This window comes from Pseudoalteromonas sp. Isolate6 (genome assembly GCF_022398435.1).
Lineage (GTDB): Bacteria > Pseudomonadota > Gammaproteobacteria > Enterobacterales > Alteromonadaceae > Pseudoalteromonas > Pseudoalteromonas galatheae.
In genome coordinates, this window is sequence record NZ_JAKEVK010000023.1 from 26,187 (window position 1) to 41,643 (window position 15,457).

10 protein-coding genes are annotated in these 15,457 nt (G+C 43.5%); 5 read left to right on the top strand and 5 right to left on the bottom strand.

All coding sequences use genetic code 11. From position 1 onward, the window contains the following. Positions 1–101: 101 nt before the first annotated feature. From dinB to L1D50_RS05510, 3 genes are all read left to right on the top strand, one after another. A complete protein-coding gene (gene dinB, locus L1D50_RS05500) occupies positions 102–1,157 on the top strand; it encodes a DNA polymerase IV (protein WP_128726702.1) in 1,056 nt (351 codons plus the stop codon). Positions 1,158–1,282: 125 nt separating this feature from the next. Next, positions 1,283–2,968 (top strand): carbon starvation protein A, encoded by a 1,686-nt coding sequence (locus L1D50_RS05505; protein WP_128726701.1) that lies wholly within the window; start codon positions 1,283–1,285, stop codon positions 2,966–2,968. 69 nt (positions 2,969–3,037) lie between these two features. Continuing rightward, the gene (locus tag L1D50_RS05510) at positions 3,038–4,570 is read left to right on the top strand and encodes a leucyl aminopeptidase family protein (protein WP_138523508.1); all 1,533 of its coding nucleotides are present in this window, start codon (positions 3,038–3,040) and stop codon (positions 4,568–4,570) included. A gap of 266 nt (positions 4,571–4,836) precedes the next feature. On the opposite strand, the gene L1D50_RS05515 is transcribed toward L1D50_RS05510, so the two are convergent. From L1D50_RS05515 to L1D50_RS05530, 4 genes are all read right to left on the bottom strand, one after another. Further along, complete coding sequence (locus tag L1D50_RS05515; protein WP_138522649.1) at positions 4,837–6,987, bottom strand: M3 family metallopeptidase; 2,151 nt, start codon at positions 6,985–6,987, stop codon at positions 4,837–4,839. Positions 6,988–7,104: 117 nt separating this feature from the next. After that, entirely contained in the window at positions 7,105–8,022 is a 918-nt protein-coding gene (gene folE2 / locus L1D50_RS05520) for a GTP cyclohydrolase FolE2 (protein WP_128725229.1), read from the bottom strand. Positions 8,023–8,307: 285 nt separating this feature from the next. After that, positions 8,308–9,642, bottom strand: coding sequence for a dihydroorotase (locus tag L1D50_RS05525; protein ID WP_138522651.1), 1,335 nt, complete (start codon positions 9,640–9,642; stop codon positions 8,308–8,310). Positions 9,643–9,653: 11 nt separating this feature from the next. Further along, positions 9,654–10,145: a Fur family transcriptional regulator gene (locus L1D50_RS05530; protein ID WP_138522653.1), complete on the bottom strand. Its 492-nt coding sequence runs from the start codon at positions 10,143–10,145 to the stop codon at positions 9,654–9,656. Positions 10,146–10,211: 66 nt separating this feature from the next. On the opposite strand from L1D50_RS05530, the gene L1D50_RS05535 reads away from it, so the two are divergent. Both L1D50_RS05535 and L1D50_RS05540 read left to right on the top strand, forming a co-directional pair. After that, positions 10,212–12,605, top strand: coding sequence for a TonB-dependent receptor (locus L1D50_RS05535; protein ID WP_138522655.1), 2,394 nt, complete (start codon positions 10,212–10,214; stop codon positions 12,603–12,605). A 140-nt stretch (positions 12,606–12,745) separates the two neighbouring features. Beyond that, entirely contained in the window at positions 12,746–14,134 is a 1,389-nt protein-coding gene (locus L1D50_RS05540) for an alkaline phosphatase PhoX (RefSeq protein ID WP_239965657.1), read from the top strand. Between the two features lie 150 nt (positions 14,135–14,284). On the opposite strand, the gene L1D50_RS05545 is transcribed toward L1D50_RS05540, so the two are convergent. Continuing rightward, on the bottom strand, positions 14,285–15,256 hold the full coding sequence (locus L1D50_RS05545; protein WP_138522659.1) for a YihY/virulence factor BrkB family protein: 972 nt from the start codon (positions 15,254–15,256) through the stop codon (positions 14,285–14,287). Positions 15,257–15,457 lie beyond the last annotated feature (201 nt).

Genomic DNA, 15,457 nt, shown 5'->3' on the forward strand with positions numbered 1-15,457 from the left:
CACACAAGTATAGCTTAGAACACTAAGGCCTACGTTCAAGATTGCAACAGTTGGAAAATTAGCACATAATAAACACTGTTTATTTAGACAGTGTTTTTAGCGTGCGTAAATTTATTCATATTGATATGGACGCGTTCTATGCATCAGTAGAAATGCGCGATAACCCCGAGCTTGCAAAGGTGCCGATGGCGATTGGTGGTCGTAGCCATCGCGGGGTGCTATCCACAGCTAACTATATTGCTCGGCAATATGGCGTGCGCTCGGCCATGTCGAATTATCAAGCGAAAAAACTCTGCCCTCAGCTGGTGATTGTACCTGGGAGAATGGAGGTCTATAAGGCAATATCGCAACAAATTCGCGCTATTTTTGCCCGCTATACTGAGCTAATTGAGCCACTGTCTTTAGATGAAGCTTATCTAGATGTTACTGAGTGTCAGCAATGTAATGGCAGTGCAACGCTTATCGCCGAGCAGATACGAGCGGATATCTTTGCTGAAACGGGCCTTACAGCTTCGGCGGGAATTGCGCCAATCAAGTTTTTAGCCAAAATTGCCAGCGATGAAAACAAGCCTAATGGTCAGTGTGTGATCCCGCCTCACCAAGTGAGCGCTTTTATCGATGCGTTACCTCTCAAAAAAATCCCAGGTGTAGGTAAAGTGACTCAACAACGTTTGCTTGCCATGGGACTTGAGTATGGCCGAGATATTAAGGCACTGTCTGAAACTCAGTTACGCCAGTCATTTGGCAAGTTTGGCACTGTATTATGGCGGCGTTGTCAAGGTATTGATGAGCGCCGAGTTGAAACCGACAGAGTGCGCAAATCGATAGGCGTTGAAACCACATTTGCAGAAGACACGCTCGACCTTGATACCTTAAAGCAAGTCATAAAAGAAAAGTTGTTACCTGAACTGACTCGCCGAGCACAGCCTTATTTACAGCGCGGCTTTAATAAGCTTGGCGTTAAAGTGAAGTTTTACGATTTCACCCAAACCACCAAAGAATGCCAATACCAGCATATTGACTTGCCGGTTTTTGAAGAGCTATTGATTGAAGCGATGGCACGGCAAAAGTTTAAACCTGTGCGCCTCGTGGGTTTGCACTTAGGGCTAAATGAAAAATCTAACACTCATGCTCAACTGGGACTTTTTGATGGCTAATTCTGACCTACCTAGACTAAAAGATAACTGCAATTAGTTTATTTTGTGCTAGCTTCGAAGTTGTCGTGCAACAAACTAATCACGCCAACTGCGTGTAATTAAAACAACAACAAGAGGTAAGCATTATGCAATCCATAATGATCGTACTCTTCGGCATCATAGGGATGTTATTTGGATGGTTTGTCTATTCCAAATTTATTGCTGAAAAAATATTTAAAATGGATGACAACTTTGTCACGCCGGCTCATGAACTTGAGGACGGCGTAGATTATGTTCCCACTAACAAAGTGGTATTGTGGGGGCATCACTTTACTTCAGTCGCAGGTGCTGCACCAATTGTTGGTCCTGCTATCGCCGTGTATTGGGGCTGGGTGCCTGCGGTACTTTGGGTGGTATTTGGCACTATATTTTTTGCGGGTGTCCATGATATGGGCGCGCTATGGGCAAGTGCTCGCCATAAAGGTAAGTCGATGGGCGCTTTGTCTGAAAGCGTAATTGGCAAGCGCACTCGTTCATTGTTTATGATTGTGGTCTTCCTTGTGCTGCTCATGGTGAATGCCGTGTTCGGCGTGGTGATCGCAAACTCCTTCGTGGGCAACCCAAATGCGGTATTCCCTGCTTGGTCTGCTATTGTCGTGGCACTTATCATCGGTCAATTGCTTAAACGAAAAGTGCCGCTAGTACCGCTCTGTATTATCGGGGTTATTGTGCTCTACGCGACCATTTATATGGGCAGTAGTATGCCGATTACCTTACCAACCGAAATGTTCGGTCTAAGTGATAAAGCTAATTGGATCATCATTCTGTTTATCTATGCTGCCGTGGCGTCATTGCTGCCAGTTTGGATGCTATTACAACCTCGTGATTTTATTAATGGTATGCAGTTACTGGTTGGTTTGGTTTTATTATACGGTGCGGTATTTGTAGTGATGCCAGATATCACCGCGCCTGCATTTAATACCCAAACCGTGGAGAATACCCCAAGTATTATCCCGCTATTATTCGTAACGATTGCCTGTGGTGCGGTATCTGGTTTCCACGGTATTGTTTCGTCGGGAACGAGTTCTAAACAACTAGATAAAGAAAAAGACGGCCGTTTTGTCGGCTACTTAGGTGCAGTTGGTGAAGGCTCATTAGCACTTATTACGTTGGTCGCCGTAAGTGGTGTGATGCTCGCAGTATCGCCAGAAGAGTGGCACGAAATTTATAGTCATCTTGGTGCCGGTAGCGTATCAGCCTTTATTAATGGGGGTTCAAACCTTATCAGCACAGGTTGGGGACTACCAGTTGAAATCGCATCAACCTTACTTGCCGTTATGGTTGTACTTTTTGCAGGCACCACTATGGATTCTGGCGTTAGACTTCAGCGTTATATTATTCAAGAGTGGGGTGAAATTTATAATATCAAACTACTCAATAACGGTATTGTCGCAACCTTATTTGCTGTAGGATGCTGCTTGTTACTTGCCTTTGGTGCTGGTGGTGCTTCAGGTAGCGGTGGCATGGTAATTTGGCCGCTGTTTGGTTCAACCAACCAAATCTTGGCAAGCTTAACTTTGTTGGTTATCTCAGTATACCTTATCAAACTAGGTCGTCCTGCTAAGTACACCTTGATCCCTATGGTGTTTGTACTGGTAATGGCGTTTTTTGCTGGTGTGATCAAGCTAGGTGAATACTATCAAAAAGGCAATTGGTTGTTGGTTGTGCTTGACGTTATCGTGCTAGTGGTCAGTATTTTAGTCATGTTAGAAGCTTGGTCTGTGATCAGCAAAACCAAAGCGAAACCAGATGAAGCCCGTGATATGTCGTAGTTCCCTTGGAACTTGACCACAAATCACCTATAGTCGGCCCTAATTCTAATATAGAAAAGGGCCGTTTTTATGTCTTTTCCAATCGCATTACCTTGTAACACCCTATTTGAAAGCGATGCAGATGCTATCGTTGTTGTTACTCATGATATCCAAAATCTCGGCAGTGCACAGCTTGATGAAGTTGCTGCGCCATTTTTAGCCGTTGATGCACGCATTGCACAAAAGGCAAGCCTGCTTGTTTCGGACAAAGTACCTGGCAAGCGTTTGGTGATTGCGCCAACCGGATCACTAGACAGAGATTACGATGACGTTCGTCGTTATTTTGAAGCGGCAAAGGCTGGTATTTTAGAAGCGAAAGCGGCTGGTGCGGTAAAACCTGTGCTTGCTGTTGTTAATGTGCCTGCCGATGATCGTTACGAAAATGCGCGTGCTGTAAGCTTTTTAGGTGCATGCCAAGGCTTATGGCAGCCATTAGAGGCACGTGAGTACCGTGGCGAAGCGATTGAACCAATCGAAGCGATTTATGTTTTTGAAGCGTCAGCACAATGCTGCGATCAACTAAGCGCAATCGCTGCAGGCCAATATGCTGCGCGTGATCTGTGTGGTACAGAACCTGAGCGCATGGCACCGCCTCGTTTTGCTGACTACTGCGTTGAGCTGTTCCAAGGTTCAGCGGTAAGCGTTGAAGTTATCGCTGATCGTAAAATTATGGATGAGCAGTATCCACTTTTAAGCACGGTGGCGCGTGCCTCTTACGCCGTTGAACGCCATCACCCTCGTGTTGTAAAAATGGCATACGAGCCTGAAGGTGATGTTGAGCGTACTCTTATTTTTGTTGGTAAAGGTCTTGTTTACGATACCGGTGGTGCCGACCTTAAAGTAGGTGGCTTTATGGCGGGCATGAGCCGAGATAAAGGTGGTGCGGCTTCAGTGGTTGGTTTTATGGAAGCGGTTGCCAAGTATCAGCCAAAAGGCGTTAAGGTTATTGCTTACCTTGCCGTGGTTCGTAACTCGATTGGTTCTGACTGTTTCGTGCCGGATGAAATCATTGAGAGCAGGGAAGGGGTTCGTGTTCGTATTGGTAACACCGATGCGGAAGGTCGCTTGGCGATGGGGGATTTACTCAGCGAAGCGAAAGACTTAGCTCTGGGTGAGAAAAACCCTGAGATCTTTACGGTTGCAACACTGACAGGTCATGCGGCGCGCGCTATGGGTCCTTACAGTGCTTACGTTGAGAATGGTCCTGCACGAGCAGCGCAAGTATCTCGCAAGATTGCAGATATGGGCGACTTATGGGCTGACTGCGCGGAAGTGTCGCGTAGCCGACGCGAAGACTATGACTTTGTAAAACCACGCACCCTTGCGGATGATGTGCTATCGAGCAACAACGCTCCATCGGCGGTTACCGCTCGTGGTCACCAATTCCCAATGGCATTTTTGGCAATTGTTGGTGGTTTAGACAAGCATGGTTGTAATGCTGAGTTGCCAATTCCGTATGTACATATGGATATTGCAGGTAGCGGTGTTGAAGGTGGCGATTGGCAACATGGCAAACCAACCGCTGCAACCGTTGCAAGTTTGTTTGCTCGGTATTGTATTTAATACCAATTGAATTAATTCTCTAATCAATTTGAAGGGTGAAATAGCATATTAGCTTCGTTAAAAATTTCTCATTTAGAACAACTAAATAGCAAAATTTTTGCCTTGCCTATATGGATATAGGTACCTTAGCGGTAGCAGGACGCGAGAGCGGTGCTACTAAAGCTATTTTCCCGCTTCAAGATAGATCATTTACTTAATACAACTGGTATAAGATTGATAAAAGGGAAGCATAGCAGCTTCCCTTTTTGGCTGGGTAAACTAAATGGTTATTTAGGGGCTAGTCCTCTGCGTTTTAATAGCGCTTCAGTCGTTGGCTCTTTTCCGCGGAATGCTTTGTAAGAGTCCATTACAGGTCTTGAGTTACCAACCGATAAAATATGTTTACGATATTTTTCGCCATTTTCAAGTTTAAGTCCACCGAGCTTTTGCACGTATGCATAGGCGTCGGCTGCTAATATTTCACTCCACATATAAGCATAGTAACCAGCAGAATAGCCGCCTCCCATAGAGTGCGCAAAAAATGCTGATTTATAACGCGGTGGAACGTAATCGAGGGCGACTCCATGCTTCTTCAGTGCCGCTTGTTCAAATTCATTGATATCAGTGGGTGCATGCTCAGGTGAAATTGTATGCCACTCCATATCTAAGAGCGCAGATGCCATGTACTCCAATGTATCGTAGCCCATATTAAAAGTTCGTGAGCGGATCACTTTATCAAGCAGTGTTTTTGGGATAGGCTCCCCGGTTTGGTAATGCTTTGCATAGTTACTGATAACTTCAGGGTGTGCAGCCCAGTCTTCCTCAAAGGTTGAGGGAAACTCAACAAAATCACGAGAAACAGCGGTTCCAGCAAGACTCGGATATTTTACGTCAGAAAACATCCCATGTAAGCCATGTCCCATTTCGTGAAACATAGTTGTCACTTCACTGTAGCTCACAAAGGTTGGTTCACCATCAGGTGCCTTTGCAATATTCATGACATTGATAACCACAGGCTTTTGGTTTAATAACTTAGATTGCCCTACAAATGAATTCATCCAAGCTCCACCACGTTTACCTTCTCTTGCAAAATAGTCGGCAAAGAATATCGCGAGGCTTTCACCATTGTTATCGAACAGTTCATAAGCCTTAACATCTGGATGATACACAGGTAAGTCAGGGCGAGCTTTGAAACTTACGCCGTACAGCTTATTCATGGTATAAAAAACACCATTTTCTAAGACGTTATTAAATTCGAAGTACTTTTTCACTTCTGTTTCGTCCAGATCATAACGAGATTGACGAACTTTTTCAGCGTAGTATGCCCAGTCCCAAGGTTTGATGTCGAACGAGTGCCCTTCGCTTTGAATAAGCGTTTTAATATCTGCTGCTTCCTTTTCCACGTTGGAAACAACGGCCGGCACCATGCTGCCAAGCATGTTGTAAACTGCTTTAGGGTTTCCAGCCATTTGCTTTTCTAGGCCGTAGTCTGCCCAGCTTTTATACCCTAACAGCGCTGCTTTTTCGGCCCTTAGCTGTGCCAGCCGAATGATAATTTGAGTGTTGTCATTATCACCTGACTGAGCACGATAAGCAGAAGCTTGCCAAATCTGTTGCCTAAGTGCTCGGTTGGTTAAAGACGCTAAAATAGGTTGACGAGTGGTGTTGGTAATACCGATTAAGTACTTGTCTTTATGTCCTGCAGCTTCAGCCGCACGTTTAGTGGCAAGAATTTGTCTTTCTGTTAAACCGTCTAATGCGGCTTTATCATCAACAATCACTGATATGGCAGACGTTTCTGCTAATAGGTTTTGTGAAAACTGGGTAGTCAGAGAGGAATGCTCTTCATTGATTTTGCGAATTTTCTCCTTATCTTCAGCACTTAGTTTTGCGCCAGCTCGCACAAAGTTGGTGTAGTAAACATCCAATAAACGCTTTGATTCTGAGTCCAGTTCGAGTGTGTTGCGATTATCATAAAGCGACTTTATACGGTCAAATAATGCGGCGTTCAAATTGATGTTATCGCGGTGTTCTGCGAGCATTGGGGCTAGCTCTTTTTGTAATTGACGACGCTTTACTGAGCTATCTGTGCCTATTAAGTTAAAAAACACGCTACTGGTTCGCTTTAGCAGTGCACCACTTTTTTCCATTGCAATTAAGGTGTTTTCAAACGTAGGCGCTGCAGGGTTAGTTGCAATACGCTCGATTTCTTTGAGGTGCTCTGCCATACCCAGCTTAAATGCAGGCATAAAATGTTCATCTTTGATCTGGTCAAACATTGGGGTTTGATAGATTAAAGTACTGGCTTTGAACAGTGGATTGTGACGGACTGATTCACTTTTCTTAGGCACGGTAGATGCCACCTCCGTTGTATAATTTGAACAACCAGAGACAAAAAGCGTGGAGTAAATTGTAACGGCGATGATGGTTTTTTTCATAAACTTCTCAATATTTGATGTAATGTTATAGTGTATCTATTGTGTATTTTTAGTTGTGTTTTATCGCATAATAATGGCGGTATCGTGATTCTTGCATCTTAGGCAGATAAGTGTTTCTTAAGTCAGTTTTTGGGCCGGAAACTTATTATCAATGGCGACAGCATTGTGAGCATGCAAACTTTCTTGGTGTTCAATTTTGAACCAATAATCAACAAACTGTGTGTTTTGCTCTAAAAATTGTTTGACTCGTCGTGCGGCATCTTCACAAAACATTAGGTTTTCTGCATTTAGCTTCGCAAATGCTTGTTCATCTTCACGTTTTACCGCAGTTTGAACTGGCGTGCCAATGGCTTGTTCTAGCGCTTTTATAAGGCTTGGAATGAGTGGCAACGTCCGTTCAGTTAGTTTTACCGTTACGTAAGCGAAAGAGCGCTGGCTATGAGGTGTGGCAATGCTCCCTTGTAGAGAGGTTATCCACGTCATTAGTTCGTGTTTTGAAATCATCTGTTGGGAAAACTGTTCTTCGATCTCTTCACTTAATGCTTGTCTAGAAAGTGCCGCTGAACAAGGGCAGGTACTTGAATAGGCAATAGTAAGTGATAACTCATAGCTAAGCTCTGAGTTTATATACTCACAATTAAGCGTGATAGGGTAACTTTGATAGCCGAATTGATCGCTCAACAATGCTGGTTTATCTATGGTTACTTCAAACTGTAACTCAAGCTTGGCTGCTTTGCTCAATCCTTGTTGAGATTGAACCGACTCTTTTAATAACGCTTCAATCGTTTTAATATTCAAAGGAGTCGTACTTAGTATCTCTCTCAAGCGAATGTATAACCGGGACATATGGATCCCTTTCGCCTCAGGTTTATCAAGACTAACAAAAATATTTGCAAGAGCGTTAACTCTTTGGCTGGAAGTGCTTGATATTTCCACTTCTAAAGGTATGGCAATTTTTTCCATACCCACCCACTTTAGCGGTAAGGCTGTTGTTGCAAGTTGCCCAGAGGCAACATCAGGTAAAGATACTGTCATATTTATTTCCGGCGAGGTTTCTAGGGCCTGTTGAACTTTGCTGTTTGATTTTTGTTCTCCTGAGTGTGTTTTGGTCGCGACGTTCGACTTGCCGCCTAGTAATCTAGGCAAAAGTTGAGCAACAATGAACAAAGCGCACTCAGGTGAACCCAAAGGGCAGCGCTTGATTAGCATTTCTACTGTGTTCTCGCCTGACTCACGTAGAATAACTATGCTACGCAGGCTCTGCCTTGTACAAATACCAATCAAACTGCTGCAAAAACAAACTTGAAAGGTAAACATGCCCTAGCGATTAAAAATTAGTGGCATAGCGGCTGTGGGTGTATTAAGCGGTTGTTGGCCGTCATAAACGAGACTGCCATTCACCCAAGTTTTTAAAACTTTTGCTGAAAAACGGTGACCGTCGAACGGGGTCCAGCCACAGTGATAGTGTGTTTTCTGATGGCAAGTGGGTGTTTCGTGATGAGGGTTCACGAGTACCAAGTCAGCATAGTATCCTTCACGAATAAAGCCTCTATCTACAATGTGATATCTTAACGCTGGATTATGTGCCACCTTCTCAACGAGCTGCTCTATAGATAAACGCTGATGATGCACATGGTCGAGCAAGCTTAACAATGCATGTTCAACTAAAGGCAAACCCGCAGGTGCTTGCTGGTAGGGGAGTTGCTTTTCTTGCCAAGTATGAGGCGCGTGATCAGTAGCAATAATATCTATTTGATTATTTCGTACCGCTGCTAATAAAGCATCACGATCGCTTTTCGCTTTAATCGCTGGGTTGCATTTTATTAGGTTACCCTGCTGTGCGTAATCTTCTTGACTGAACCACAAATGATGAACACATGCTTCTGCCGTAATATGTTTGTCGCGAATATCGCCTGAAGGGAATAAGCTCAATTCTTTTTCTGTTGTGATATGCAGTACATGTAAATCGCTACGATATTGTTTCGCTAAAGATACAGCGTACGAAGAGGATGAATAACACGCTTCGACGTCACGAATGATGGGGTGATCTTGAATTGTTAAACTGCCACTGCGTCCGATGCACATGGATAAATTCTTTTCAATCACTCTTCCATCTTCACAGTGGGTGACAATTAGGGTTGGACTTTCTCTGAAAATTGCGTCGAGTGCTTGTGGATGCTCAACGAGTAGATCGCCTGTTGATGCCCCCATAAAAACTTTAACACCACAGTACTTCTTCGCATCTAAACGTTTTATTTGTTCTAAATTATCTTCGGTTGCCCCTAAGTAAAAACTATAGTTTGCCAGCGAGCTTCTAGACGCAATCGCGTATTTCTGTTCAAGAGCTTCAATGGTTGTAGTCGCAGGGCTTACGTTTGGCATTTCCATATAGCTGGTGATACCACCTGCCACAGCAGCTCTCGATTCTGAGGCTATATTCCCCTTCTGTGTTAAGCCGGGCTCACGGAAATGTACTTGGTCGTCTATCATTCCAGGGAGTAGAAAATAACCTGTCGCATCCACAATATTGTCATTTGGCTGCGCAGTTATTGAGCTTGCAATTTTGTTTATTCTGTTATCAACGATAAGTACATCACATTCTTGTGATTGATTCTCGTTGACCACAATTGCATTTTTTATCAGTGTGTTTTTCATATTGTAGGGACCTATTTGTCAAGTTTGGCTTTGCAAAGGTTACATAAGCCAGGCAACTCTAAGCGTGCATTTGCAGCTGAAAATCCAGTGCTTTCTACCGCTTTAAATAGATGCTTGGCAGCCTCTTGAACAGAATCTATTTCTTCTATTTGATGGCAGGATTTGCAGACTAAGATCACGGATAGATGGTGATGGCACGCACCATCTAGACTCTTACAGGCTATATATTTATTTGCAGAATGGATCCGGTGTGCCAGATTGACTGATTCTAAGAATTCAAGAATGCGGTACACGGACATTGCTAGAATAGGAGAGTTGGTGCTTTTATTGTATTTGCTAGTAAGTTCATACGCTGATAGCGGCTCGACTGTTTGCAATAATATTTCAAGCACGCCCTGTCGTTTTTCAGTTAAACGCAGCCCTAACGATTGGCATTTTGCTTGAGCCTGTTTGAGAATAAAGTTTCGTTGAGTTTTGTTCACGGCAATGACGACATAATCCATTCAACTGTTGATACAATATAACATATCAAGCATAATTGATACAATATAACATTTATTGGAGTCGTTATGTCTAAACTATCAACAATATCCTTGCTCGTTGCTGCACTGTTACCACCAAGCCTTGTAGCAAAGTCTATAGAAGGTACAGTCGTCAATAAAGCTGGTAAAGGGATTGCAAATGCATCAATTGAGGTCGAAGGAACTGATATTCGCGTACTCACAGATAACAATGGTCATTTTCAAATTTCGGGTGTTGGGCTTGGAAATAAACAAATCCATGTAAGAGCACCTGGTTTTGCTCATCTGCATAAGGCGCTCACTCTGGAGCAAGGTGGCGTTAAAAACGCAATGCTAATGTTAAATCGTTCTCCAATAGAAGTTATAGATATTGTTGCTACTCCTGTACATATGTCAGCGATGGAATCGGCAGTTCCAGTTAGTGTTTTGTCAGGTGAAACATTGCGTCGACAGCAAACCGCTACACTAGGGGATAGCTTAGAAAAACTGCCTGGCGTCAATACAAATTTTCACGCCAAAGTAGCAAGCACACCAATTATTCGAGGTTTGAGTGGCCCGCGAGTGTTGGTGACGCAAAATGGATTAGATGTCAGTGATGTATCTAGAGTTGGTCCTGATCACTCAGTCGCCTCCGAAGCTTCAACGGCTCAACAAATCGAGGTGTTGCGAGGACCTGCAACTCTTTTTTATGGTAGCGGTGCGATTGGGGGAGTGGTTAACGTCGTCGATACAAGAGTGCCAACCGATAATACAACTCGCGGAGAATGGAATCTGGAAAGTAACTCTGTTGATGACCAAAATACAGCCTCGTTTAATGCGACATCGGGTATTGGTTCTGTGGCCTTATATGTTGATGCATTCTGGCGAGAATCTAATGATTACGAAGTACCTGTTCCTGCTGAAATTCATGAGCATAGTGAAGGGAATGACAATGATGAACATCACTATAAAGTAGCAAATAGTGCTGAAGAGTCTGATGGTTTTACTGTTGGCTCAAGTTACTTATTTGACCAAGGTTATGTCGGTGTGGCTGTTGAGAAATTTAACCGCAAATACGGCATTCCGGGGCATACGCATGGTGATGAAGAAGCACATAATGAGGCTGAAGAGCAGGTTTTTGCCGACTTAGCACAAACAAAAGTGCAACTATTAAGCGAGTACAAGTTTAACAAAGGTTGGCTTGATAAAGTGAATGTGCGTGCTGGTTTTACAGAGTATGAACATGCTGAAGTTGAGCACGGCATGATTGGAACAACATTTAAGAATGATACCAATGAGTTAAAGGTTGATTTACTACATCAGCCTCTGTCCGCTTGGACTGGTGGCGTAAGCTTACATTACAAACACAGTGATGTTGAGGCTCAAGGTAGTGAGGCGTTTACGCCGCCATCTGATACCCAAACACTTGCGATAGGGGTAATGGAGGAAAGGCGGTTTGGTGATTTTTTAGTGCAGTTAGGTGGTCGTATTGAGCAAGTGGAGATCACCGCAAGTAATGTGCCTTTACCGAGTATTGATGCCCACTCGCACGATGCTGAAATGCATGACCACATCGGTCACGATTCAGAAGCAACAAAGGTATATGCGGTTGAGCATCAGTTTACCCCTGTCAGTTTATCTTCGGGTCTTGTATGGGACTTTGCGCAAAATTATAACCTGGGGTTATCTGTTTCACACTCTGAACGCGCTCCTTCTTCATCGGAGTTATTTTCCTTTGGTCCTCACATAGGAACTGGCACTTACGAGGTAGGAGCGTTGTTCAAAATGGATGAGCACGGTCATTTTGAACTCGATGAGCAAGGCATAGCGCTAGAAAAGTCGCACAATATTGATATTACACTGCGAAAAACCCAAGGTGATATAGGCTTTATTTTTAACGCTTTTTACAACCAAGTAGATAACTACTACTATCAAATAGAAACTGGGTTGTACGCCCAGAGCGGCCATAGTCACGACCACAATCATGAACATGAGCACGATCATGCTTCCGAATTACCTATTTATTTATTCAAGACAGATGATGTGGTTTTGCACGGTTTTGAAGCGCAAGTTGCTTGGCAATTGACCGACGAGTTGAAAGTTGATGTTTTCTCTGACTTTGTGCGCGCCAGATTAGAAGAAGGCGGCGATTTACCTCGTACACCACCTCTGCGCTTTGGATCGCAGTTAAGCTATCAGACGGATAATCTCAGTGCACATATCCACATTACTCGATATCAAGAGCAGGACCGGATTGCACCAGAAGAGACCGCGACCGACGGATATACCTTAGTTGATGCTAGCATCTCTTATGATCTTTCTGTGTTAAATCAAGATCTCTCTATTTATCTTAGAGGGAGCAATCTGACGGATACAGAAGCACGAGTACATAGTTCATTCTTAAAAGATATAGGCCCTCGTCCGGGACGCAGTTTCGCGCTTGGTATTCGCGGCTATTTTTAGTTTTAGCAGGTTAAACCATTGTGTACCTGCTGGTTAAAGCCACACAGGTACACAAGTCACTGAGTTGTACAACAACATAAATCTTATCTATATGTAGCACGAGATTATTACCGACACGACTACGATCAGCAGGAGAAATTATGGTTTCACGTCGAGGGTTTTTAAGGGGGGCTGGCACCCTCGCATTTATCGGCCTTTCTAAAAGCGCATTTGGCAGAGTGTCACTATTAGACTTTAACACAATGATAGCTGGGTATGGACCGTTGATCACCGACCCCAATGGTTTACTCGATTTGCCCCAAGGTTTCAGTTATCAAATAGTATCAAGCCTTGGAGATAAAATGTCCGATGGTTTTACTGTACCTGACAAAGCCGATGGTATGGGTTGTATTGCTTTAGATGGAGAGCGAGTTGCATTGGTCCGCAATCATGAATTGAAACCAACAGATTTAGCAAAAGCCGAGAACAGTATTCGCCAGCATAAAAGTGAGCTTGCTTTTGATACAAATGACTCAGGCATCGCACTTCCAGGTGGCACAAGTCATATTGTCTATAACCTAAAAACACGCCAAAAAGAACAAGAATATTTATCCTTGGTTGGCACTATTCGTAACTGCTCTGGTGGAATAACGCCTTGGGGGAGTTGGCTTACTTGTGAAGAAACAACTGCAACTAAAAATGATGGTTTTACACAAGATCACGGATATATTTTTGAAGTACCAGCGACTGCAAAGGGTTTAATTAAGCCACAACCTCTAAAAGCAATGGGGCGGTTTAATCATGAAGCTGCTGCTGTTGATCCCAAAACAGGTATTGTTTATCTCACGGAAGACCGGGGAGACAGTGTGTTTTACCGCTTTATTCCAAACGAAAAAGCAAAGCTCCACAAAGGCGGGAAACTACAAGCGTTGGCTGTGAAAGAAAGCCCGCAATTTGATAGTCGAAATTGGAATAAAAAAGCGATGCCACTTCATCAGGAGTTTATCGTTGAGTGGATAAATTTGGACGACCCGCAAAGTGCTAAAGACGATTTACGGATCCGTGCTTATCGAAGTGGAGCCGCGCTATTTGCTCGAGGTGAAGGGATCCATTGGGGTGAAAACGAGCTGTACTTTTGTTGTACCAATGGCGGAAAAAAGCAGCTAGGGCAAATCATGAAGTATCAGCCATCTGAGTTTGAGGGAACAGAAAAAGAACGTCTCAATCCAGGAAAGTTGTCTTTATTCGTGGAAAGCGCTAGCCAGTCTCTCTATAACTTTGGTGACAATCTTACCGTGTCGCCACAAGGACATTTAATTGTTTGTGAGGATCAGTATTCCGATGTTGTAGATAACTATCTAAGAGGCGTAACACCAGAGGGAGAACTCTATAATTTTGCACGGCTAGCTAAGCAAACTGAGCTCGCCGGTGCTTGTTTTTCACCAGACGGCAAGACTTTATTTGTTAATGTGTACTCACCAACGACAACATTGGCGATTGTGGGGCCATGGGAGCACTTTAATCAAGCAAAAAATAAAGAGCCTCTCTAATTTTAATTTGTTGAATTAGGGCTTGTTGATCTTTTCGCTATTTGGTTTATGTTCTCATAAGTGTATTTTGGTCGCGACGCTCAACTTGCTGCTGAGTAATCTAAGCAAAATTTAAATCGTGAAAGTGAGCTATTGATATTGATGCTATTATCAATGAGGCTCCTTTTCTTTACGTTGTCTTGTCGTCAAATTATCAGCCACAAATGCGCCTCGTTGTCCTCTGGTTTTTGCTGGCCCAACGGTACTATCTTTTAAAGTTTGTAGCTCAGCACTGGCATTTAATGCAGCACCAAAAATAATGATGTATGCACTCAAGTATAACCACATCATCATAATGACGACACCTCCCAATGAACCATAAGTTTCATTGTAAGAAGCGAACTGCGCGACATAATATGAAAATCCCAATGACGCTAAGATCCATAAGCCGGTTGCGGTAAACGAGCCGAGTGTTATCCAGCGCCATTTTGCGGCTCTGCGATGAGGCGCGTAACGATAAACAAACGCTAAGGAAAAGTGAAATAGTACCGCTAAAATAGACCAAGTAATTAGCTGTATTACAGAGTCCAGTGCTGTGGTAAATCCTACGAGGTTAAGCACAATCGGTAAAATTCCGATAATAGACAGTGCCACAATCGCGACGAAAATCGCCCCCACAGAAAACAAAAAGCGCACCACTAGCGCTTGCAAAAACTGCCTTTTATTGTGCTCATGATACGTAATGTTGCAGGCTGTAATCAACGCTTGGCAGCCTTTACTGCTACTCCAGATTGTTAAAAAGAGGGTAAAAATAGCACCTAGACTTAGGCTCGCCTGCGATTTTTGAGTGAGCGCCTTGAGTTGTTGCAACATAATTTCTTGACTGGATGCTGGTAAGAGCTCTATTAGCGGCAGTAGCTGATCAACCATTTCTGTAGGAGAAGAAAAATAGGCGTAGATAGAAACGACGGCTGCTAATGCGGGGAATATTGCCAGAAGGGCATAAAATGCCACTCCAGCGGCAACCAGAGATAAATTATCCTGGGATAAGCTGTGATATAGCCGTTTACTGACATCCCACCAACCGAGTGCTGGAATATCACTTGGCCTATCTGCATTAAAGCCATGTTTATGAGCTGCCATTGGTCTTTCCTAAATCAATTCTGGGCCTGTTGTTCTAAAGTGATATACAGCAAAAGGTCTGCCAATCTCGTTTGGCGTTATATTTGCTACTAGTTAACTCGTGATCTTGTCAATAAAAACCCAAAGAGTGCAATATGGAAATCAATAATCTTATTAAAAATCAAATTATTAATATGATTCAGACGGCAGCTTCTAGCGAAG